Raw genomic sequence first — 20,134 nt, 5'->3', positions numbered from 1 at the left:
GCCTGGCAGCAGGCGCGACGCTTCGACCGTGCCGAGGCACTGGTCGCCGCCGCGAGGCCGCGCGCGACGGCGTGCGCAGACGAGGAGGCGCTGGCCGGGCTCGCGCTGCTGTCGGCCACCCATGCGCTCGAACAGGGCCAGCCGCAGGCGGCGCGCACGCATGCGCTCGCGGCCCGCACGCATGCTTTGGCCGCGCGCGCGCCGACGCCCTACATCGGCGCGGCGGTGGCGCTGTCGCGCATCGACGAACAGGCCGGCGACCGGCCGGCCGCCTACGGCGCGCTGGCTGCCGGATGGGCCACGCTGGGCGACCTGCTCGGCCCCGAACTCGCGCGCGCGACCTTCGAGCCGCTGCTGCGGCGCCTGCGCACGCAGTGGGGCGCCGAAGCCTTCGATGCCGCGCGCCACGCCTACGAATCCACGCGCAGGGCCGCGTTGCAGGGAGCCGGACCATGAGGCAACAAGGAGGTGCGCCATGAGGCATGCGAACAGGCGGCAGTCCGGCGCCCAGCGCGCCGGCAACCTGCCCTCGGGGGCCGCTGTGCGGGCGGCCGCGCCGCTGCAGCGCAGCGGCGTGCCGCGTTTCATGCGGATCAACGTGGGCCGCGCGGGCGATGGCGTCGAGCAGCAGGCCGAGCGGGCGGCGACGAGGCCCCCGCAGGGGAAGGGCGAGGCGCCTCGCGCCCAGCCTCCGCAGCGCCGCGCATCGCCGATCGCGCAGCAGGCGGGTTCGCGCGGCGAGCCGCTCGATGTCCGCACGCGCGCTGCGATGGCACAGCGCCTGGGCGCCGATTTCGGGCATGTGCGAACCCACACCGGAACCCAGGCCGCGCTGCTGGCGCGCGACCTCGGCGCCGATGCGTTCACGCACGGCCACGATGTGTTCTACGGTGCGGGCCGATCACCGGGCGACGATGCGCTGACCGCGCACGAGCTGGCGCACGTCGCGCAGCAGTCGGGCAGGGCTGCACCGGACGCGATCCGGTGCAGCCGCAACGGCAGCTTTCCGGTGGCCAACGGCGGCTTCGAGATCGATCTGCAGACGCGCGAGGGCGGCGGCAACACGCCGCCCACCCACAGCGGCCTCGACGGCTACATCCGTTTCGTGCCCGGCGAGGCAGCGCCGCTGTCGAACCAGATCGAGATGGTGCAGGTCGTGAAGCTCACCGACGTCAAGGGCGCCGACGTGCAGCCCGGATCCCTGCCGGCCGACCGATCGGGGCGCGGCGCGCTGGGCGACCCTGGCATCCTGACCGAGGACAGCCCCGATACCGGCGTCGAGGGCGGCTTTTTCACCGACGTCTACCACGGCGGTACCGGCGGCGGTTCGGCGCCGGCGGGCGAGGCGCTGTCGCCGAGCTTCAATTTCCAGCCGGCGGCGCCGGGCACGGTGGGCTCGGTCGGCCAGGTGAAGCAGCCGGACGCCTACGGCGGCGGCACCGGCGGCGTGCTGGGCCGCACGCCGGGCTTCAAGCGCTCGAACGATGCCGCCGACATCCGGTCGGCCGCGCTCTACGACCAGCCCGGCGTCGCCAGCGCGGCGGTCGATCTCGACTTCGAATTCGAATCGGTTGCGGTGGCGCAGGACAAGGGCCTCGACCTCGCCGCCGTGCACTGGGGCTTCGGCATCCGCTCCGGCAAGGTGATCGACGAGCACCTGACGGTGGCGGACGCAGCCTCGGCCACCTTCGACGAAGCGGTGGAGCGGCACCGCGAGTTCTACGTGCACGAGCCGGCGGTCTTCTACTTCGACTTCGACAGCGCCGTGCTCGGCGCCGCCGAGGCCGCGCGCATCGACGACTTCATGCCCTACCTGCTGCGCAGCACCGACGTCATCGTGTCGCTCGAAGGCTCGGCCGACCAGGTCGGCGGCAACAGCCGCTACAACACCAACCTGTCGCTGGCCCGCGTCGATGCGGTCGAGGCGGCGCTGCTGGCGCGCGGCCTGCCGCGCTCGCGCCTCGACTGGATCTCGGTCGGCGTCGGCGCCTCGACCGCCGCCACCACCGATGCCGGCACCGGCGACCAGGGCGGCGACGCCGCGGTCGGCGCCGACCAGGCGCGCGAGGCCAACCGCTGGGCCAACCGGCGCGTGGTCGTCACCTTCTCGCGGCCGGCGCCGGTGTCGAGGGCGCCATGAGCGGCGGCCCCGGCGATCTCGGCGGGCTCGATGCGGCCGATCCGACCGACCGCGCCCGCGCGCTGGCCATGCTGGTGGTGGCAGGCCGGACGTCGACACCGGTGCTGCTGCGTGCGCTCGCGACCGGCGACCCGCAGGTGCGCGAGAAGGCTGCACAGGGCCTGGCCGAGATCGCCGACCCGGTGGCCGCCGACGCCCTGCGCGCCGCGCTCGCCGACAGCGACCCGCTGGTGCGCGGGCGCGCCGCCCAGGGCCTCGCCGCGATCGGCACGCCCGATGCGCTGGAGGCACTCGCGCAGACCTTCGACGACTATCCCGACGTGCTGCGGGCGCCGCACACGCTCGCGACCTACGTGCTGATCGCGCGCGGCGCCGATGCGCTGCCGGTGATCGCACCGCTGCTGGATGCGCAGACGCCGCTGACCCGCCAGCGTGCCTTCGCGGTGCTGCAGGCGGTGGTGCCCACGCTGCCGGGGGTGGCGCAGTGGGGCCCGCTCTGGCGCTCGCTCGGCGCCTATGACCCGAACGACCCCGATGTGGCCGCGCGCGCCGCTGCCGCCGCGCGGTGGCGGCAATGGATCGATGCCCGCGGACCCTAGCGCCTGGCGCCCGCCAAAAACAGATGACCGCCCCGAGGCCGGCGCAGCCGGGCCCGTTGGTGAAACACCGCGGAACCGGCTTCGCCGGGCCGCTGGTGTTGCCCCCGGCAGGGGGTGGGAGGGCTACACGCAGTGAGCCCGACCTGGGGGCGAGCCCAACTCATCGAGGATGGGACAGTCCGGTCGATGATCGCCGTGGCAGCAGTCGGCCAGCCGCTCCAGCGTTCTCTTCATCGCTGTCATCTCCTCGATGCGGCGGTGCAGGTCGGCCGCATGGTCGAGCGCGATGCGCTTGACGTCGGCGCTGGCGCGGCCCTTGTTCTGCCACAGCTTCAGCAGTTCGGCGATCTCGGCCATGCTGAAGCCGAGGTCGCGCGCGCGCCGGATGAAGCGAAGCGTGTGCACATTGCTCTCGGTGTACTGCCGGTAGCCGGCGTCGGTGCGGGCCACCTCGGGCAGCAGGCCGAGCGATTCGTAATGCCGCACCATCTTGGCCGRGACCCCCGAGCGAGACGCGGCCTCGCCGATATTGAAGGGTTCCACGCTCATTTCACTTGTCCTTTCCAGCGCCGCAGCAGCAGCGCGTTGCTCACCACGCTGACGCTGCTGAAGGCCATCGCAGCCCCGGCGATGACCGGGTTCAGCAGGCCGAAGGCGGCCAGCGGAATGCCCACCACGTTGTAGGCGAAGGCCCAGAACAGGTTYTGSCGRATCTTSGCGTAGGTGCGGCGCGAGATGTCGATGGCGTCGSYSACCAGSGCYGGGTYGCCSCGCATCAGCGTGATGCCGGCYGCRTGCATCGCGACGTCGGTGCCGGTCGACATCGCGATGCCGACGTCGGCCGCCGCCAGCGCCGGCGCGTCGTTGATGCCGTCGCCCACCATCGCGACGCGCACGCCGTCGGCCTTCAGTTCGCCGATGATGGCCGCCTTGTCCTCCGGCAGCACCTCGGCCCGGACCGTGTCGATCTTCAGCAGCCGGGCCACGGCCTCGGCGCTGCCGCGGTTGTCGCCCGACACCAGGGCGGTGCGGATGCCCTGCGCATGCAGCCGCTCGATCGCGGCCGCGGCGCTGGCCTTGGGCCGGTCGCCGAAGGCCAGCAGGCCGACCAGCGTCGGGCCCGCACTCAGGTCGGCCAGCCAGGAGACGGTGCGGCCTTCGGACTGCCACTGCGACGCGCGTTCGCCGAGCTTGCCCAGCGGCACCGAGAGCTCGCGCATGTAGCGGGTGCTGCCGAGGCGAAGTTCGCGGCCATCGACGCTGGCCGAGACGCCACGCCCGGCCACCGCGCGCACCGCCGATGCGCGGCCGGGCTCGATGCCGGCCTTGCGGGCCGCGTCCAGCACAGCGCGGGCGAGCGGATGCTCGCTGCCCGCCTGCAGCGTGGCGCTGGCCCGGAGCAGGGGCCCGGCATCGCCGTCGACGGCCTCGGCGGCCACCAGCTCGGGGCGGCCTTCGGTCAGCGTGCCGGTCTTGTCGAAGGCCACGATGCCGACGCCGTGCGCGACCTCGAGCGCCTCGGCATCCTTGATCAGCACGCCGTGCCGCGCAGCGACGCCGGTGCCGGCCATGATCGCGGTCGGCGTCGCCAGCCCGAGCGCGCAGGGGCAGGCGATGACCAGCACTGCGACCGCATTGAGGATGGCGGTCTCCCACTCGCCGCCGCCGAGTCCCCAGCCCAGGAAAGTCAGCAGCGCGATGCCGATCACCACCGGCACGAAGACGCTGCTCACCTGGTCGACCAGGCGCTGGATCGGGGCTTTCTTCGCCTGCGCCGATTCGACCAGCCGAACGATCCGCGCCAGCGTCGATTCGGCGCCGACCGCGGTGGTGCGCACCAGCAGCAGGCCTTCGCCGTTGACCGAGCCACCGGTCACGGCGTCGTCCACCTGCTTGGCGACGGGCAGGCTCTCGCCGGTGATGAGCGATTCGTCGACCTCGCTGCGGCCTTCGACGACCCGGGCATCGACCGGCACCCGCTCGCCCGGACGGATGACGACCAGGTCGTCGATCCGCACCTGCCCCAGCGGGATCTCCTGCTCGGCGCCGTTGCGGCGCACCCGGGCCCGCTCGGGGCGCAGCGCATGGAGCGCGCGAATGGCCTCGGTGGTCTGGCGCCTGGCCCGCGTCTCGAGCCACTTGCCCAGCAGCACCAAGGTGACGACCACGGCCGAAGCCTCGAAGTAGAGGTGCGGCGGCATGCCATGGCCGGCATGCGCGAACAGCAGGTAGACGCTGAGCCCGTAGGCGGCGCTGGTGCCCAGGGCGACCAGCAGGTCCATGTTGCCGGCGCCGGCCTTCAGGGCCTTCCAGCCGGCGCGGTAGAAGCGCGCGCCGAGCCAGAACTGGACCGGCGTGGCCAGCGCCAGCTGCAACCAGCCGGGGAGCATCCAATCGCTGCCGGCCAGCATCCCGAACATCGGCAGCACCAGCGGGGTCGACAGGATCGCCGCGATGGCGACCGGCCAGCCTTCGTTGCCGCGATGGGTTGGCGCGGCGGCCACGCCAGCCTCGTCGAGGGCCGGCTCCTCGCCTTCGAGGTGCGCCAGGCCGACGCCGTAGCCGGCCTTCTCGATCGCGGCGCGCAGGCTGGCCAGCGCGACCGAGCCGTTGGTGCGCACGCTGGCCGCTTCGGTCGCCAGGTTGACGCTGGCTTCGGTCACGCCGGCCACGGCGCCCAGCGCTTTCTCGACGCGGGCCACGCAGGATGCGCAGCTCATGCCCTCGATCGGCAGCGAAAACTCCTGGAGGCCGGCGGCGCCTGGCGACAGTGCCAGGCTGCTGTTCATTGATTCCATGCCGGAAGTATCAACCTTCCCATCATGGGATGGTCAAGCGCGTTCCACGTGCCTTTCGTTCGCCATACGCCGATCGAAAGTTAGTATTTTTTTGTTACATCGTTTATGCTGCGCCGGCAAAGGAGATGCCATGGGCGCGAGCGAGATCGACCAGATGATGTCCACGACCACCGACTGCCGCATATGGGTGGACGACCCTGCCGGCTTCACGACCCGCAAGGTGGGCCGGTTCCATCACAACTACCACCGGCATCCGCTGTTCCAGCTGCCCGAACTCGAGGCGCTGGCCCAGGAGTTGATGCCCCTGAAGCAGTGCCGGTTCGTCAGGCCGGGCGTGACGCAGGCCTCTGCCTTCAGGCACGCCAGCGAGCACCCCGACGGGCGCGGCATCGAGGACGTCTTCCGGGGCATCGAGGAGCCGGGCTCGTGGATTGCGCTCTACAACGTCGAAGTCGTTGCGCGCTACCAGGCCCTGCTCGACGGCATCCTCGACCCCATGCGCGAGACGGTCGAGCGCGAGCAGCCGGGCATCTTCCTGGTGACCGGCTTCATCTTCATTTCCGCTCCGCCGTCGGTGACGCCGTTCCATATCGACCGCGAGAACAACTTCTGGCTGCAACTGCGGGGCCGCAAGGTCATGAATGTCTGGGAAGCGACCGACCGCGTCGTGGTGCCGGCGCGCCTGGTGGACGAGTTCATCGTCAACGGTTCGCAGCGCGAGGTTCGGCTCAAGGAGGAGTGGCGAGCGCGCAGCCACCAGTTCGACGCCCAGGCCGGCGATGGCATCTATTTCCCGAGCACCTCGCCGCACATGACGCGTTCGGATCCCGACTGGACCCGGCCGGGCGACGGCGTCGCGATCTCGATCGGCGTGACCTTCTATACCTCGGTCACGCGCCAGGCGGCGCGCGTGCACCAGCTCAACCGGGTGCTGCGCAAGTGCGGACTGTCGCCGGTGTACCCGGGCGAGTCCGCCGTCGCGGACAGGATCAAGGCGCCGATCGGCAAGGTAATCGGTGCGGGGCTGTCTTCGGCGGCGCGGATTGCCGCGCCCTTCGGTCGCATGCGCCGGTTCGCGAATCCGCCTCCCGGCTCGTTCTGAGGGCGCCGGGTCACCGGCGGAGCATGTCGCGCGCTGCCACCGCCGGCGCGTCGTTGCCCCAGGAGGCGCGCACGAAAGTCAGCACCGCAGCCACCTCGCTGTCGTCCAGCGCCTGGTTGAAGGGCGGCATGCCGTACGGGCGCGGATTGCCGGCCGTGGCCGGCAGGAAGCCGCCATGGCGCACCACCTGGATCAGGTTGGCGGTGGAATCCATCAGCACCGCCCGGTTGCCGGCGAGCGCGGGGTAGGCCCCCTGCGCGCCTTGGCCGACATCGCCATGGCAGTAGGCGCAGCGCTGGTCGTAGATCTTCGCGCCGCGCTCCATCACCCGGGCGTCGCGGCGCGCCGGCGCATTGGAGGGCGTGGCAGGAGCGTCCGGCCCGGGGCCCGCTTCCGGCAGCGATTTCAGGTACACGGCCATGGCGCGCAGGTCGGCCTCGTCCAGGTGCTGGGTGCTGCGAAACACCACATCGGCCATCGGGCCCATCACCGAGCCGCGCGGCGAGCGGCCGGTCTTGAGCAGCGCCACGATGTCGTGCGGGTCCCAGTCGCCGACGCCGGCTTCGCGCCGCGAGGTCAGCGAGGGTGCATACCAGTTCTCGACCGGGATCAGCCCCCCCGAAAGCCCGAGTTTCTCCTCGGTGGCACCGAGCACGTTGCGGGTGCCGTGGCAGGCGATGCAGTGGCCCAGGCCCTCGACCAGGTAGGCGCCGCGCTTCCATTCGGCCGGCCGGTCCGGGTGGGGGGCGAAGCTGCCCGGGGTGAAGGACAGCGCGCGCCAGACCGCCAGCGCGGCCTGGGTGTCGTAGGGGAATCGCAGCTTGTGCGCCATGTTCGGCGTCGGCGCGGGCGCAACGCTCTGCAGGTAGGCGAAGAGGGCGTCGGAATCCTCGCGCGTGACGCGCGTGAAGCTCGGGTACGGGAAGGCCGGGTAGAGCAGGCGCCCGTCCTTCGAGCGGCCGTTGTGCATCGCGCGCCAGAAGTGAGCCGCGCTCCAACTGCCGATGCCGGCCTTCGGGTCGGGCGTGAGGTTGCTCGAGAACACCGTGCCGAAGGGCGTCTCGATGCCGACGCCGCCGGCGTAGGCGCCGCCGCCGCGGGTCGTGTGGCAGCCGGCGCAGTTGCCCGCCAGCGCCAGGTAGCGGCCGCGCTCGACCTGCGCCGCGGTCGGGGTGAGGGCGGCCGCGGCGATGTCGGGCAGCCTGTCCTCGCCGCGAAGGTTCAACGCCGCGATGGCCAGGGCTGCCAGCAGCGCCAGGGTCGCCAGGAAGAGCAGGAAATAGAAGAAGCGTCGCATGGCGGGTTCAGCGGTTCATTGCGCTGCAAGGCGTCGGCAGCGGGCCGGGGAGCGCCGCCAGCGCTCGGGTGTCGGCGGGCATCGGCTGCAGCGCCAGCCAGCTGGCCACGGCATTGACGTCGGCACTGCTGAGCTTCCTGCCGACCTCGGTCATGCAATCGGGCGCCAGCGCATGGCGGTCGTTGGTGAGCCAGGCGCCGAGTTGCGAGGAGAGATAGAGGCGCGGCAGGCCGATCAAGCCCGGAATGCCGGGCTGCACGCCGGTCAGCGCCTGGCCATGGCATTGCGCGCAGGCCGGTATGCCGCGCGCGGCATCGCCCTGGAACACCAGCGCCTTGCCGCGCGCCAGCATTTCGGGCGAGGCGTCGGTCTTGGTCGGAATCGGCGGATAGGGCAGGTCGAGCCCGGCGAAGTAGGCCGCGAGTTCGCGCAGGTAGGCGTCCGACAGGTGCTGCACCATGTGCGTCATGTCGGCATTGAAGCGGCGGCCGTCGCGGAAGCTCAGCAGCTGGTTGAACAGGTAGCCCTCGGGCTTGCCCGACAGGCGCGGGAAGTAACCGCTGTCGGTGCTGGCGCCTTCGCGGCCATGGCAGGCGATGCAGGCCGCGGCGCGCTGGGCGATGGTGTCGGGAACCTGCATCGGCGGCGTGGCGGCGGAGGCCGTCAGGCTCCAGGCGGCGAGCAGCAGGGTCTGCAGGAGGCGGTTGATTTTCATGCGTGGCGGCTTTTTTCTTAGCCCTCGACTGTCGGCGATCGGGACCGAAAAGAACAGGCGCAGTCTGACGCCAATCGATCGGATCAGTTGGGGGCGAGCGGCTACAGTCGCCGGATGCGATTTCGATACCTTCAGATGCCGGGGTGGTTGCGGCTCTTGTGCGGCGCCGCGGTCGGACTGCTGGTCGGCTGGGGGCTCGGGTGGTCGCCCCGGCCGATCGACGGCGTTTCGCGCGGGCTGCTGGGCTGGTGCGTCGGGTCGGCGGCCTACCTCCTGCCGGCCTGGTGGCTGGCCGAGACCTGCGACCCCGACCGCACCCGTTCGCGGGCCCAGTCGCAGGACCAGCCCAATGCGCTGATCCTGGCCACCATGGTGAGCGTGGTCGGCGTCAGCATGGTGGTGATCGCGATGCTGCTGCAGCGCGTGCCCCAACTGTGCGGCGCCCAGCGCATCGGCCACATCGTGCTCGGCCTGGTGGCACTGGCCGGCTCGTGGCTCATGATCCACACGATCTACGCCTTTCACTACGCGCACCGCTACTACCAGTCGGAGATCGATCCCAAGCCGCAGGGGCCGGGCCTCAAGTTCCCGGGCAAGCTGGCGCCGGACTACTTCGACTTTCTCTATCACTCCTTCGTGGTCGGCATGACCTCGCAGGTGTCCGACGTGCAGGTCACTTCGCGCGAAATGCGCCGCATCACGCTGGTGCATGGCGTGCTCTCGTTCGCTTTCAACATGCTGGTGCTGGCGCTGTCCATCAACGTCGTGGCCTCTTCGATGCAGGGCGGCACCGACGCCGGCGCATCAGCGGGCGGCGCTGCGGCGTCGGCCCAGCTTGACCAGTCCTGTCGATAGCGCGACGCCACAGACGATCACCGCCGCGCAGAGCAGCATCCACGACGTGATCTGCTCACCCAGGAACACCGCGCCGTAGAACAGCGCGAAGACCGGCACCAGGAAGGTCACGGTGAGCGCGCGCGCGGGTCCGGCCCGCTCGATCAGCCGGAAGAACAGGATGTAGGCCAGGCCGGTACAGGCGGTGCCCACCGCCACCAGCGCCAGCCAGGCTTTCAGGCTCGGCATCTGCGCCGGCCACAGCCAGGCGGCGGGCAGCGCCAGCGCCAGCGTGGCGCCGATCTGGCTGCCGGTCGCGGTGGCCATCACGGGCACGCCGGTCAGGTACTTGCGCGTCAGGTTGGCCGAGAAGGCATAGCAGATGCAGGCCGCGAGGCAGGCCGCGATGGCCCAGCGCGCGGCGCCCTCGTCGGCGCCCGAATGGAAGCCGGCGCTGCGGCCGGCCAGCATCGCCACGCCGGCAAAGCCGATCACCAGGCCGACGATGCGCGAGCCGTCGGGCCGGTCCTTGAACCAGGCCCAGGCCACCAGCGCGCCGAACATCGGCACCGTGGCGTTGATCACCGCCGCGAGCCCGCTGTTGATGGTCAGCAGCGCGAAGGAGAAGAAGGCGAAGGGCAGGCCGGAGTTCAGGATGCCGATGCCGAGCGCGGGCTTCCAGTGCTGCCGGAACGCCGGCCACTGGCCGCGCAGGAACAGCAGCGGCAGCAGGAACAGCATCGCGATCGCGACCCGCACCGCCGCGGTCGGCAGGGCGCCGAACTCGGCTGCGCCGATGCGCATGAACAGGAAGGAAGCGCCCCACAGCGCGCCGAGCAGCAGCAGGTCGAGCAGCCAGGCGCGGCTGGCGGATTGGGGAAGCGGAGTCTTCGCGGCAATCTCGGCTTGCGGACTGGCGGTGCATTCTCCCTGGCTCACAACGCGCCTTCCAGTTCCAGCAGCGCCGTCTTGCGCTCGAGCCCGCCGGCATAGCCGGTCAGCGAGCCGTCGGCGCCGAGCACGCGGTGGCAGGGCACGATCACGCTGATCGGGTTGCGTCCCACCGCTGCGCCGACCGCGCGCACCGCGGCCGGCTTGCCGACCTCGGCGCTCAATGCGCCGTAGCTGGTGGTTCGGCCGGCCGGGATGGCCAGCAGCGCCTGCCACACCGACTGCTGGAACGCGGTGCCGTGGGTCAGGTCCAGCGGCAGGTCGAAATGGTCGCGCCGGCCGGCGAAGTAATCGCCGAGCTGGCTGGCGGCCCGGCGCAGCACCGGGTGCGCATCGTCGGTCTGCCAGCCGTGGGTGTCGGGCCAGTGGCGCTGGTGGTCGAACCAGGCGCCGGCGAGGCCCTGGTCGGTGGCGGCCAGGGTGATGCCGCCGAGCGGGCTGTCGATATGAGTGCTGTGGAGGGTCGAGGTCTTGAACTTCATGGCAGTCAGGCGATGGCGCCGGCGCGGGTGAAAGCAGGGGGTGTCGTCGGGGTGGCCGCGTCCACCATCGGCGGCGGGACGGGGCGGTGCCAGGCGCGCAGCACGGCGTAGCCGCGCCAGGGGCGCCAGGCCTGCGAGGCCTCGATGGCGGCGCGCGCCGTGCCGGCGCCGAGCGCCTTCTGCAGCGCGATGTCGCCGGCCGGAAAGGCGTCGGGCCAGCGCAGCGCGCGCATCGCGATGTATTGCGCGGTCCAGTCGCCGATGCCCGGCAGTGCCTGCAGTGCCGCGAGGGTCGCGGGCAGGTCAGCGCCGGCGTGCAGTGCGAGCCGGCCTTCCAGCATCTCCTGCGCCAGCGCGCGCAGTGCGGCCTGGCGCTGGCGCACGATGCCGAGCCGGCCCAGCACGTCGCCGCTGGCGCCGGCGATGGCTGCCGGAGTCGGGAACAGCCGGTCGAGCCCCTCGATCGGCGTCGCGATCGGCTCGCCGAAGGCCTCGACCAGCCGCGAACCCAGCGTGCGGGCGGCGGCCACCGTGACCTGCTGGCCCAGCACCGCGCGCACCGCAAGCTCGAAGCCATCGACCGTGCCGGGCACGCGCAGGCCATCGCCGTCGGGGAAGCTGGCATGCAGCACGCTGTTGATGACCATCGGCTCGGCGTCCAGGTCGAGCAGGGCGCGGACGCGGCTGATCACGGTCGGCAGCACCGCGGCGAGCGAATCGCCGACGCGCAGCAGCAGTTGTTCGCGCGCGGGATCGAAGCGCAGCTGCAGCCAGCCCGCCAGGCTGCGGCCGGCCTGCGAGACCTGCAGCGTGCGCGCGAACCGGGGCTGGCCGGCGCTGTCGCTCAGCTTCTCGATGCCGTGCAGCGCCCGGCGGCCGAAGAAGCCGAGCATCGCGGCGCTGTCGTAGGGCGGGCGATAGCCCAGCCTCACGTCGACCGATTCGCCTTCGCGGCCGCCGCTCGCGGCGCCGGCGCGGCGCAGGGCGCTGGGATTCAGGCCGTAGTGCGTGACGAAGGCGGCATTGAAGCGCCGCACGCTGGCAAATCCGCTGGCCAGCGCGACCTGGGTCATCGGCAGGCGGGTGTCGGCGATCAGCTGCTTGGCGGCCAGCAGTCGGCGGGTCTGCAGGTATTGCAGCGGCGAGACGCCGAACTGCGACTCGAAGATGCGGCGCAGGTGGCGATCGCTGACGCCGAGCCGGGCGGCGATGCGGGCCGCCCCTGGCCCGTCGTCGCTCCAGGCGTCGGGTTCGTCGATCAGGCGCGCGGCCTGCAGCGCCAGAATGCGCGAGGCGTCCTCGGTCGACCAGCTGGCGGCGCGCGGCGCCAGTTCGGGACGGCAGCGCAGGCAGGGCCTGAAGCCGGCCGCCTCGGCCTGCGCGGCGTGGCGAAAGAAGCAGCAGTTTTCGCGCCGCGGCAGCTTGACGCGGCAAACCGGCCGGCAATAGACGCCGGTGGAGGTCACGCCGGTGAAGAAAGAGCCATCGAAGCGCGCATCGTGGGCCTTCATGGCCAGGTAGCAGACGTCGCTTTCGAGTCCGGCGGTGGAGGCGGGGGCGGCTGGCATGCGGCGATGATACGGCCGCACTTTGAGTGAAAGTAGCCATTTTCGGACATCTGGCCCCCTGGGGTCATGCCTACAATGTTCTACGTTTTTGGAACTTTCAGGGGATAGCTTTCATGCAACTCAGCGCATCGATCTTCAAGGCCTACGACATTCGCGGCGTGGTGCCCGCCACGCTCGACGCGGAAGTCGCCGAAGCGCTCGGCCGGGCCTTCGGCAGCGCCGCGCGCGCGGCCGGCGAGAAGACCGTGGCGGTGGGCCGCGACGGCCGGCTGTCGGGGCCGGCGCTGGCCAATGCGCTGATCAAGGGCCTGGTCGCCACCGGCATCGAGGTGATCGACGTCGGTGCGGTCACCACGCCGATGCTCTACTTCGCCGCCCATACGCTGTGCGCGAGCGGCATCCAGGTCACCGGCAGCCACAATCCGAAGGACTACAACGGCTTCAAGATGGTGCTGGCCGGCCGCGCGATCTACGGCGACGAGATCCAGGGCCTGCGCCAGGTCATGGAAGCGGGCAGTGCCAGCCTGGCCGACGGTGGCAGCGTGCGCAAGGTCGATGTCACCGAAGCCTATACGCAGCGCATCGTGGGCGACATCAAGCTGGCGCGGCCGCTGAAGATCGTGGTCGATTCGGGCAACGGCATCGCCGGCGCCTCGGCCCCGGCGATCCTGCGCGCCATCGGCTGCGAGGTGGTCGAGCTGTTCAGCGAGGTCGACGGCAATTTCCCCAACCACCATCCCGACCCGAGCAAGCCCGAGAACCTCAAGGACCTGATCGCCGCGCTGCAGTCGGGCGACGCCGAGCTCGGCCTGGCCTTCGACGGCGACGGCGACCGCCTGGGCATCGTCACCAAGGACGGCAGCAACATCTATCCCGACCGGCAGATGATGCTGTTCGCGCAGGACGTGCTGTCGAGGGTGCCGGGCGGCACCATCGTCTACGACGTCAAGTGCTCGCAGCGGCTCGGCCCGGCGATCGCGGCGGCGGGCGGCAAGCCGCTGATCTACAAGACCGGCCACTCGCTGATCAAGGCCAAGATGAAGGAGATCGATTCGCCGCTGGGCGGCGAGATGAGCGGCCACATCTTCTTCAAGGAGCGCTGGTTCGGCTTCGACGACGGCACCTATGCCGGCTGCCGCCTGCTCGAGATCCTGAGCAAGAGCCCGAATGCGAGCGATGTGCTGAACGCGCTGCCGACCAGCTTCTCGACCCCCGAGCTGAACGTGGCCTGCGCCGAGGGCGAGCCCCACAGCGTGGTCGCCAAGCTGATCGAGAGCGCGGAGTTCGCGCCGCCAGCGCAGGTCTCGACCATCGACGGCGTGCGGGTCGACTGGCCCGACGGCTTCGGGTTGATCCGTGCGTCGAACACGACGCCGGTGCTGGTTCTGCGCTTCGAGGGCCAGACCGAGGCCGCGCTGCATCGCATCGAGGGCGAGATGCTGGCGCTGCTGCGCAGCGTCAAGCCCGGCGCGAAGTTCGCAGAAGCTGCGCACTGAGGCCGTCACCAGCGTGCGTTCGCTGCTGCTGCGCCTCTATGGCGCCTTCACCACCCTGGCCGAGCCGCTGGTGCGGCGCAAGCTGCGGCGCCGCGCCGTGGCCGAGCCCGGCTACGCGCATGCGGTCGAGGAGCGCTTCGGCCACTACGATGCCGAGGCGGTCGGCACCGGCTGGTGCTGGGTCCACGCGGTCTCGCTCGGCGAGGCGCGCGCCGCCGGCATCCTGATCGAAGAATTGCGCCGGCAGTACCCGGGCATCCCGATCCTGCTCACCAACGGCACCGCGACCGGCCGCGAGGAGGGTGCCAAGCTGCTCCAGCCCGGCGACCTGCAGGTCTGGCAGCCCTGGGATTCGCCGAGCGCCGTGGCCCGCTTTCTCGATCGCTTCCGTCCGCGCATCGGCGTGCTGATGGAGACCGAGGTCTGGCCCGAGATGACCGCCGCCTGCACCGAGCGCGGCATCCCGCTGGTGCTGGCCAACGCGCGCCTGAACGAGAAGTCGCTGGCCGGGGCCGAGCGTCTGGCCTGGCTGGCGCGGCCCGCCTACTCGGCGCTGGCCGCGGTGTGGGCCCAGACCGAGGCCGACTCGCATCGGCTGGTGTCGCTGGGCGCCAAGGTCGCGGGTGTCTACGGCAACCTCAAGTTCGACGCCACGCCGGACCTGCGGCAACTCAACGCGGCGGCCAAGCTGCGCACGCAGCTGCCGCGGCCGATCGTGGTCTTCGCGAGTTCGCGCGACGGCGAGGAGCGGCAGCTGCTCGAGGTGCTCAAGCGCTTCGGTGCGCTGGCGCCGGTGCCGCCCGAGCAGGAGGCGGTGCGCTCGATCGCGCGGCGCGTGCACGACGTGCAGTGGATGATCGTGCCGCGGCATCCGCAGCGCTTCGACGAGGTCGCGGCGCTGGTCGAGTCGCATGGTTTCGCGGTCGCGCGCCGAAGTGCCGCGGGCGCGCCGGCCGAGGCCGAGATCTGGCTCGGCGAYTCRCTCGGCGAGATGGCGCTGTACTACGGCCTGGCCGATGTCGCGCTGCTGGGCGGCAGCTTCGAGCCGCTCGGGGGCCAGAACCTGATCGAGGCCGCGGCCTGCGGCTGTCCGGTGATCATGGGGCCGTCGACCTTCAACTTCGCGGAAGCGGCCGAGCTGTCGCTGGCGGCCGGTGCTTCGCAGCGGGTGCCTGACATGGAGCACGCGGTGACGGCGGCGCTCAAGCTGACCGAGAACCCCGAACGTCGCGAGGCGATGGCGCAGGCCGCGCTGGCCTTCGCCAACGCCAACCGCGGCGCGGCCGAGCGCACCGCCAGCGCGCTGCTGGCGATCGCGGAGGCGGCCTCGCCGGTGGGCGAGGAACGGGCGGAGCCGCGGCTGGAGTAGGTCTGCGACGGTTGGAGCGGACCTTGGTACGCGCTCCTGGGGGAGATTGACTTGCGAAGTCGGCGCGTCCTACATTTGGGGCACTCAAAACGACGGGTCCGGGAGGGCGCGATGAGAACATCTGTAGAGTCTCGACGAGCGGGCGTGCGCGTGCTTCAGGTCGCGGATGCGCTGCCGAGCTTGCGGGTGCGCTGGTTTGCAGAGGTTGCACGATGAGCCGCCGGCTTCTGTCGCAGTCCAGCCCGTCAGCCCCTCGGCCAGTTCCCATTCGTCGCGCCGAACCACTGCAACCGCTCATCCAGGGCCGCATCAAGGTGTTGCGGGAGCAGCGCGTGCTGATCGACGCCGATCTGGCTTTCCTCTATGGCGTGCAGACCAAGGTTCTCGTGCAGTCGGTCAAACGCAACATTTCACGATTCCCCGCCGATTTCATGTTTCAACTGACGGCGGACGAATTCGCTGCTTTGAGGTCACAAGCTGTGACCTCAAAGCAGGGCAGGGGCGGGCGGCGTACCTTGCCCTACGCTTTCACCGAACAGGGCGTCGCCATGCTGTCCTCGGTTCTCAACAGTGAACAAGCTGTGGCGATCAACGTCGAGATCATGAGAATCTTCGTGCAGGTGCGTGAACTGTCCGTCACGCATCGGGACTTGGCGCAACGGCTCGCTGAACTGGAGCAAAAGACCGACGCCCTGGCCGTGGAGCAAGACAGCTTCAGTCGTGCCGCACGCAGTCAGTTGCGCCAGGTTTTCGATGCGTTGCGCGAATTGATGACGCCCCCGCAGCCGTCGAAGCGACCCATCGGTTTTCTTGCGCACGAAGAGAAGACAGACAGCCATCCCAAGGGCTGAGGCGAGGCCTCGGCACGCGGCCCGTGCCGTCCTCGCCACTTCAATGGGTGGCGCGCGGACATCCTTCTTCGCGAACAGCGGCACCGCGTTGACGGCCGCGCCGATGGCCTGCACGCGCGTTCCGAGTTCGGCCGTGACCAGGGCGTAGAGCGCACGCAGTTCGGTGAGCGTGACATAGAACTCCTCGCTGCGCGGTGTCTCGCCGAAACATGGGGCTGGAACTGTGGCCGCAGGTCTGTTGAACGTCAAGACTGCGGCCTACGGTGCCTGCCGGGTGCGGCGATCACCTTGAAGGATGGGGTGGTGCAGCACAGCAACTTCGAGGACTTCGTGGTGTCGCGGATGACGGACATGCCGCAGATCGCGGTGTTCACGGTGCCTAGTGCGGATGCGCCTACGGGGATGGGTTGCCGCCGTTGGCGCCGGCGTTTGCGAATGCTGTGGCGGCGTTGACTGGGAAGCCGTATCTCCAAGTCGGTCAAACCCGTCGCAGTCGCTGCGAAGCGGCGTCGCGCGCCAGTCGCCAAGCACGAGGCGCCAACGGCGCCAGGGTCCTCAGAGCCGTCAGAGTCGGCACTCACGCATTTCTCGGAGGTCGAGGATGCGTTCTGCAATCTGGCTGATTCGTACCGCGCGTACGAGTGCCTGCAGAGCTTTCTGTCGCCTCGCTTTCCGTTGAACGGCATCGAAGAATTTCACATCGAGCCGAACGAACTGCGAGGGCGGGTGACTGTGCTCAATGCGGATATGGAGCGGCAGTTGCGGGCGTTGAGGGGTGCGATCGACGAGGTGCGGGTGAAGAGTGGGGGGACGGTGCCTGATCGGGGGTGAGGTGGGCGCAGCCGCGGGGGAGTGCGGCTCCTGTATGTCAGCTGCAGATTGGGTTGCTGTCGTCCACGCGCATTGGGCGAACAGCAAGGGTGGGCCCGCTGGAGTCGAGGCGCGTGCGGCAGAATGCGGGCACAACCCGCCGCTCGCCGGTGTCGGCCATCCGTAGGCCTGAGCGTTGTCAGGACCTCGCGATACGCGACAAGCCTGCGGCTTCAGGTCGCATCAAGCGGGCAAACTCGAGGCCTGGAGGTCATCTATGTACGCCTGCGAATCCATGGTGGACGGCTCGGAAGTGAGCCATGCCATCTGCTTGTGTCATCGGCCCGAGGTCGGGAGGCTGACCCGACTGATCGACGCGGACCTGTCGAGGCGCGGCTTTGTCGCCGGCATGGCCGCCTCGGTCGCGGCGCTGGGGCTTCCTTTCGGTGCCATCGCACAGCCCGCGCCAACGACGGAGGCAAGGCCGATCCTGCTCACCAATTTCCGGCTCTTTGACGGCAAGAGCGCGACGCTGCGCGACGGCATGCACCTCGTGGTCGAGGGGGACCGGATCAAATCGGTTGGCAGCGGCGCGCCGGCAGCGCCGACGGGCGCTCAGACGATCAACTGCGGCGGCCGGGTGGTCATGCCTGGAATGATCGATGCACATTGGCATTCGATGTTTGCAGCCTTGCCGCTCCAAGTGCTGCTGCAAGGGAACATCGGCTACATCCATATCGCGGCCAGCGGGGAAGCCCAACGCACACTGCTGAGGGGTTTCACGACCGTGCGCGACCTGGGTGGCCCGGCGTTCGCATTCAAGCAGGCGATCGACCAGGGCCTGACGCCGGGCCCGCGCATCTACCCTTCCGGCGCAATGATCACGGGCAGCGGCGGACACGGTGACCTGCGCCCCTTGACCGACGTGCCACGCAATCCGGGCGCCCTGAGCTTCACGGAACAGACTGGCGCGGCGGCCATCGTCGACAGCCCGGACGAGATCCGGCTGCGAGTGCGCGAGCAACTGACGCAGGGCGCATCGCAGATCAAGCTCGTGGGCGGCGGTGGCGTCTCTTCGCCGCGCAGTCCCCTGGATCTGACCACGCTTTCGGAGGCTGAGTTGCGCGCGGGCGTGGAGGCAGCGAGAGACTGGAACACCTATGTCACGGTACATGCCTATGCGCCAACGACCGTGCAACGCGCCATCGCGGCAGGCGCCCGCTGCGTCGAGCACGCGCATCTGATGGACGAGACGACCGCGAAGATGATGGCCGACAAGGGCGTCTGGCTGAGCATCCAGCCTTTCCTGTCGGACGAAGACACAGGCCCCCTGAGCGGCCCAAACCGGGTGGCGGCGCTCCAGGTGTTCGCGGGAACCGACAACGCCTACAGGCTCGCCAGGAAGCACAAGATCAAGACCGCGTGGGGTTCGGACATGCTGTTCTCCCCGGCGCTGGCGACCCGCCAGGGCACGATGCTGACACACCTGACGAAGTGGTACTCGAACAGCGAGATCCTCACCATGGCCACATCCACCAATGCGGAGCTGTTGGGTCTTTCAGGGCCGCGCAATCCCTATCCTGGAAAACTGGGTGTCATCGAGGAAGGCGCGTATGCGGATCTGCTGCTCGTCGACGGCAATCCCATCGAGAACATCGCGCTGCTTGCAAATCCCGACAGCAGCCTTCTGATCGTCATGAAGGACGGCAGGATCCACAAAAACACGCTGAAGGCATAGCGGGCCAGCAAGGCGATAGCGTTGTCGTCGGCCATTCAACGAGTCCCATCGGCCTGAGACCGGATTGGGCCCAAGCTCCCCGGCCCGCGACAGGCTACAGTCGGCCAAGAAGAGACGGTCGACCTCAAGCCTCAAACCGGACGTCCATCCGGCCACGCTTTGCGACGGCAACGGTTGAAGGTGAGTGCTATGTCGCCGGAAGTGGCGGGCGGTTCTTGCGGTACGAGTTCTTGACCGCAATCTTTGCTTCCCGGAAAGTGAACACGTCGCATCCGTTGACCTCGACGCGCGCGCCGTCCGCCCGCGTCCCGGTGAATGTCCATTCGGACACCCCGCGGTCGCCGCAAACGAAGTGATGAGGGTAAAGCCACTGCGCGTCGGGAAATGTCTTCCAAACGTCGGAAAATGCGGCCTGGACGGCCTCTCTGCCGATGTGCGAGGTTCCGCAGACGTCGGGGCCGGCGGACGCTTCGAACACGCAGTCGTCCGTCATGAAGCTCATGAGCGCTTCAACATCGTGGCTGTTCCACGCATCGGCGAAGGCCTGCAGGTTTGCAACGGTGACATTCATATTTCACCTCCAATTTGGCGTGACTTGGGAATTGTTGCTCAGGTGAGCCGACCGAGGCATTGGAAAGCTCAAGCGCACCGGTAGCATGACGTTCGGTCAGCAGTCGGCCACGACCGGCTACAGTCGGCCAGAAGCCGACCCTGAACATCGTCGTCAATCGTAGGCGCCGTACTCGACCAGCAGGTCGCTCATGGCATCGTCGACTCCATAGCCGATGTTCTGGCTGATGTGATGCACGAGTTTCAGGCGTTCCATGAGCAGTGGTCGCTGGGCTTGCGGCAGCCGCGCAATGGCCTGAAGCGCTTGCTCGAACATCCGCACCAGCGGAACGAAAAAGCCCTCATCCTGCAGGCCGACTTCAACGCTGAAGCCCGACGCACGCTCGCAGTAGAAGACCATCAGTTCTGCCAGGCCATCTGGATGGCCAATCGCCTTCTTGTAGCTCGCGATGGACTTCTTGGCCTCGGCGACGGACGCGTTCTGGTTTAGGAACATGTCGGGCCAAAGCCAGCGGTTGATGGTGGCCTTGTACGGCGCCAGGACATCTTCGCCCAGCCCGAAGCGCGCGTGAAGGAACACTTGGTTGTCCTTGCTGGCCGTGTACAGGTCATGCACCAGGCCGACCAGGCCGTCGTGGTCGAAGTGGGTCAGTCTGGCCTTGACGTCGCTCCAGGACGCGGCCTTCTTCGTATTGCTTGCTTTCATCTCTGTGTGTGTTGCCGGATTTGAAGCCCGTAGGCCCCCGCCCGGAGGGAAGACCATATTGGCTGGGCGAAGGCCAAATGACGAAAATACCACCGTAGAGTCCAACTG

General features: G+C 69.5%; 19 protein-coding genes and 1 pseudogene. 11 read left to right on the top strand and 9 right to left on the bottom strand.

Going from position 1 to position 20,134, the window contains the following annotated elements; all coding sequences use genetic code 11:
- From AC1D2E_RS29420 to AC1D2E_RS29410, 3 genes are all read left to right on the top strand, one after another.
- On the top strand, positions 1 to 456 hold a 456-nt coding region (locus AC1D2E_RS29420; RefSeq protein ID WP_478200677.1), incomplete at its 5' end, for a hypothetical protein.
- Between the two features lie 19 nt (positions 457 to 475).
- Positions 476 to 2,140: an eCIS core domain-containing protein gene (locus AC1D2E_RS29415; protein ID WP_478200676.1), complete on the top strand. Its 1,665-nt coding sequence runs from the start codon at positions 476 to 478 to the stop codon at positions 2,138 to 2,140.
- Complete coding sequence (locus tag AC1D2E_RS29410) at positions 2,137 to 2,739, top strand: HEAT repeat domain-containing protein (protein ID WP_478200675.1); 603 nt, start codon at positions 2,137 to 2,139, stop codon at positions 2,737 to 2,739. The genes AC1D2E_RS29415 and AC1D2E_RS29410 overlap by 4 nt, the downstream gene beginning before the upstream one ends.
- A 123-nt stretch (positions 2,740 to 2,862) precedes the next feature.
- Here AC1D2E_RS29410 and cueR read toward each other — a convergent pair whose 3' ends face one another.
- Together cueR and AC1D2E_RS29400 are read right to left on the bottom strand one after the other, a co-directional pair.
- Positions 2,863 to 3,288, bottom strand: a complete 426-nt coding sequence (gene cueR / locus AC1D2E_RS29405) for a Cu(I)-responsive transcriptional regulator (protein WP_478200674.1) — start codon at positions 3,286 to 3,288, stop codon at positions 2,863 to 2,865.
- Positions 3,285 to 5,528, bottom strand: a complete 2,244-nt coding sequence (locus AC1D2E_RS29400; RefSeq protein WP_478200679.1) for a heavy metal translocating P-type ATPase — start codon at positions 5,526 to 5,528, stop codon at positions 3,285 to 3,287. The genes cueR and AC1D2E_RS29400 overlap by 4 nt, the downstream gene beginning before the upstream one ends.
- Positions 5,529 to 5,667: 139 nt before the next feature.
- Between AC1D2E_RS29400 and AC1D2E_RS29395 the strand changes: the two genes are divergently transcribed.
- The gene (locus tag AC1D2E_RS29395; RefSeq protein WP_478200673.1) at positions 5,668 to 6,639 is read left to right on the top strand and encodes a JmjC domain-containing protein; all 972 of its coding nucleotides are present in this window, start codon (positions 5,668 to 5,670) and stop codon (positions 6,637 to 6,639) included.
- Positions 6,640 to 6,649: 10 nt separating this feature from the next.
- On the opposite strand, the gene AC1D2E_RS29390 is transcribed toward AC1D2E_RS29395, so the two are convergent.
- Both AC1D2E_RS29390 and AC1D2E_RS29385 read right to left on the bottom strand, forming a co-directional pair.
- Positions 6,650 to 7,936: a c-type cytochrome gene (locus AC1D2E_RS29390; protein ID WP_478200672.1), complete on the bottom strand. Its 1,287-nt coding sequence runs from the start codon at positions 7,934 to 7,936 to the stop codon at positions 6,650 to 6,652.
- A gap of 7 nt (positions 7,937 to 7,943) precedes the next feature.
- Positions 7,944 to 8,651, bottom strand: a complete 708-nt coding sequence (locus AC1D2E_RS29385; RefSeq protein ID WP_478200671.1) for a c-type cytochrome — start codon at positions 8,649 to 8,651, stop codon at positions 7,944 to 7,946.
- A gap of 135 nt (positions 8,652 to 8,786) precedes the next feature.
- On the opposite strand from AC1D2E_RS29385, the gene AC1D2E_RS29380 reads away from it, so the two are divergent.
- Entirely contained in the window at positions 8,787 to 9,506 is a 720-nt protein-coding gene (locus AC1D2E_RS29380) for a DUF1345 domain-containing protein (RefSeq protein ID WP_478200670.1), read from the top strand.
- On the opposite strand, the gene AC1D2E_RS29375 is transcribed toward AC1D2E_RS29380, so the two are convergent.
- Genes AC1D2E_RS29375 through AC1D2E_RS29365 form a run of 3 tightly spaced genes read right to left on the bottom strand, consistent with a single transcriptional unit; the run spans position 9,456 to position 12,486 of the window.
- A complete protein-coding gene (locus AC1D2E_RS29375) occupies positions 9,456 to 10,385 on the bottom strand; it encodes a DMT family transporter (RefSeq protein WP_478200678.1) in 930 nt (309 codons plus the stop codon). The genes AC1D2E_RS29380 and AC1D2E_RS29375 overlap by 51 nt on opposite strands.
- A gap of 35 nt (positions 10,386 to 10,420) precedes the next feature.
- Positions 10,421 to 10,918 carry a methylated-DNA--[protein]-cysteine S-methyltransferase gene (locus AC1D2E_RS29370; protein ID WP_478200669.1) on the bottom strand — a complete coding sequence of 166 codons (498 nt, stop codon included), beginning with the start codon at positions 10,916 to 10,918 and terminating at the stop codon, positions 10,421 to 10,423.
- A 5-nt stretch (positions 10,919 to 10,923) separates the two neighbouring features.
- The gene (locus tag AC1D2E_RS29365) at positions 10,924 to 12,486 is read right to left on the bottom strand and encodes a DNA-3-methyladenine glycosylase 2 family protein (protein ID WP_478200668.1); all 1,563 of its coding nucleotides are present in this window, start codon (positions 12,484 to 12,486) and stop codon (positions 10,924 to 10,926) included.
- A gap of 113 nt (positions 12,487 to 12,599) precedes the next feature.
- On the opposite strand from AC1D2E_RS29365, the gene AC1D2E_RS29360 reads away from it, so the two are divergent.
- From AC1D2E_RS29360 to AC1D2E_RS29335, 6 genes and pseudogenes are all read left to right on the top strand, one after another.
- Positions 12,600 to 13,982 (top strand): phosphomannomutase/phosphoglucomutase, encoded by a 1,383-nt coding sequence (locus AC1D2E_RS29360; protein ID WP_478200667.1) that lies wholly within the window; start codon positions 12,600 to 12,602, stop codon positions 13,980 to 13,982.
- Positions 13,983 to 13,995: 13 nt separating this feature from the next.
- Entirely contained in the window at positions 13,996 to 15,351 is a 1,356-nt protein-coding gene (locus tag AC1D2E_RS29355) for a 3-deoxy-D-manno-octulosonic acid transferase (RefSeq protein WP_478200666.1), read from the top strand.
- Positions 15,352 to 15,563: 212 nt separating this feature from the next.
- Positions 15,564 to 16,202, top strand: coding sequence for an ORF6N domain-containing protein (locus AC1D2E_RS29350; RefSeq protein ID WP_478200665.1), 639 nt, complete (start codon positions 15,564 to 15,566; stop codon positions 16,200 to 16,202).
- A 264-nt stretch (positions 16,203 to 16,466) separates the two neighbouring features.
- Positions 16,467 to 16,666: pseudogene (locus AC1D2E_RS29345) on the top strand (hypothetical protein); the annotation flags it as partial.
- A 211-nt stretch (positions 16,667 to 16,877) separates the two neighbouring features.
- Positions 16,878 to 17,033, top strand: coding sequence for a hypothetical protein (locus AC1D2E_RS29340; RefSeq protein WP_478200664.1), 156 nt, complete (start codon positions 16,878 to 16,880; stop codon positions 17,031 to 17,033).
- Positions 17,034 to 17,289: 256 nt separating this feature from the next.
- Positions 17,290 to 18,750, top strand: coding sequence for a metal-dependent hydrolase family protein (locus AC1D2E_RS29335; protein WP_478200663.1), 1,461 nt, complete (start codon positions 17,290 to 17,292; stop codon positions 18,748 to 18,750).
- Between the two features lie 187 nt (positions 18,751 to 18,937).
- On the opposite strand, the gene AC1D2E_RS29330 is transcribed toward AC1D2E_RS29335, so the two are convergent.
- Together AC1D2E_RS29330 and AC1D2E_RS29325 are read right to left on the bottom strand one after the other, a co-directional pair.
- Complete coding sequence (locus AC1D2E_RS29330) at positions 18,938 to 19,321, bottom strand: nuclear transport factor 2 family protein (protein WP_478200662.1); 384 nt, start codon at positions 19,319 to 19,321, stop codon at positions 18,938 to 18,940.
- A 153-nt stretch (positions 19,322 to 19,474) separates the two neighbouring features.
- Positions 19,475 to 20,134: hypothetical protein (locus tag AC1D2E_RS29325; protein WP_478200661.1), on the bottom strand; the 660-nt coding region annotated here is incomplete at its 5' end.

This window comes from Variovorax sp. P1_H2, assembly GCF_056405295.1.
The sequence above is the reverse complement of the archived record's forward strand: the minus strand, read 5'-3'. Positions and strand labels throughout refer to the sequence as shown.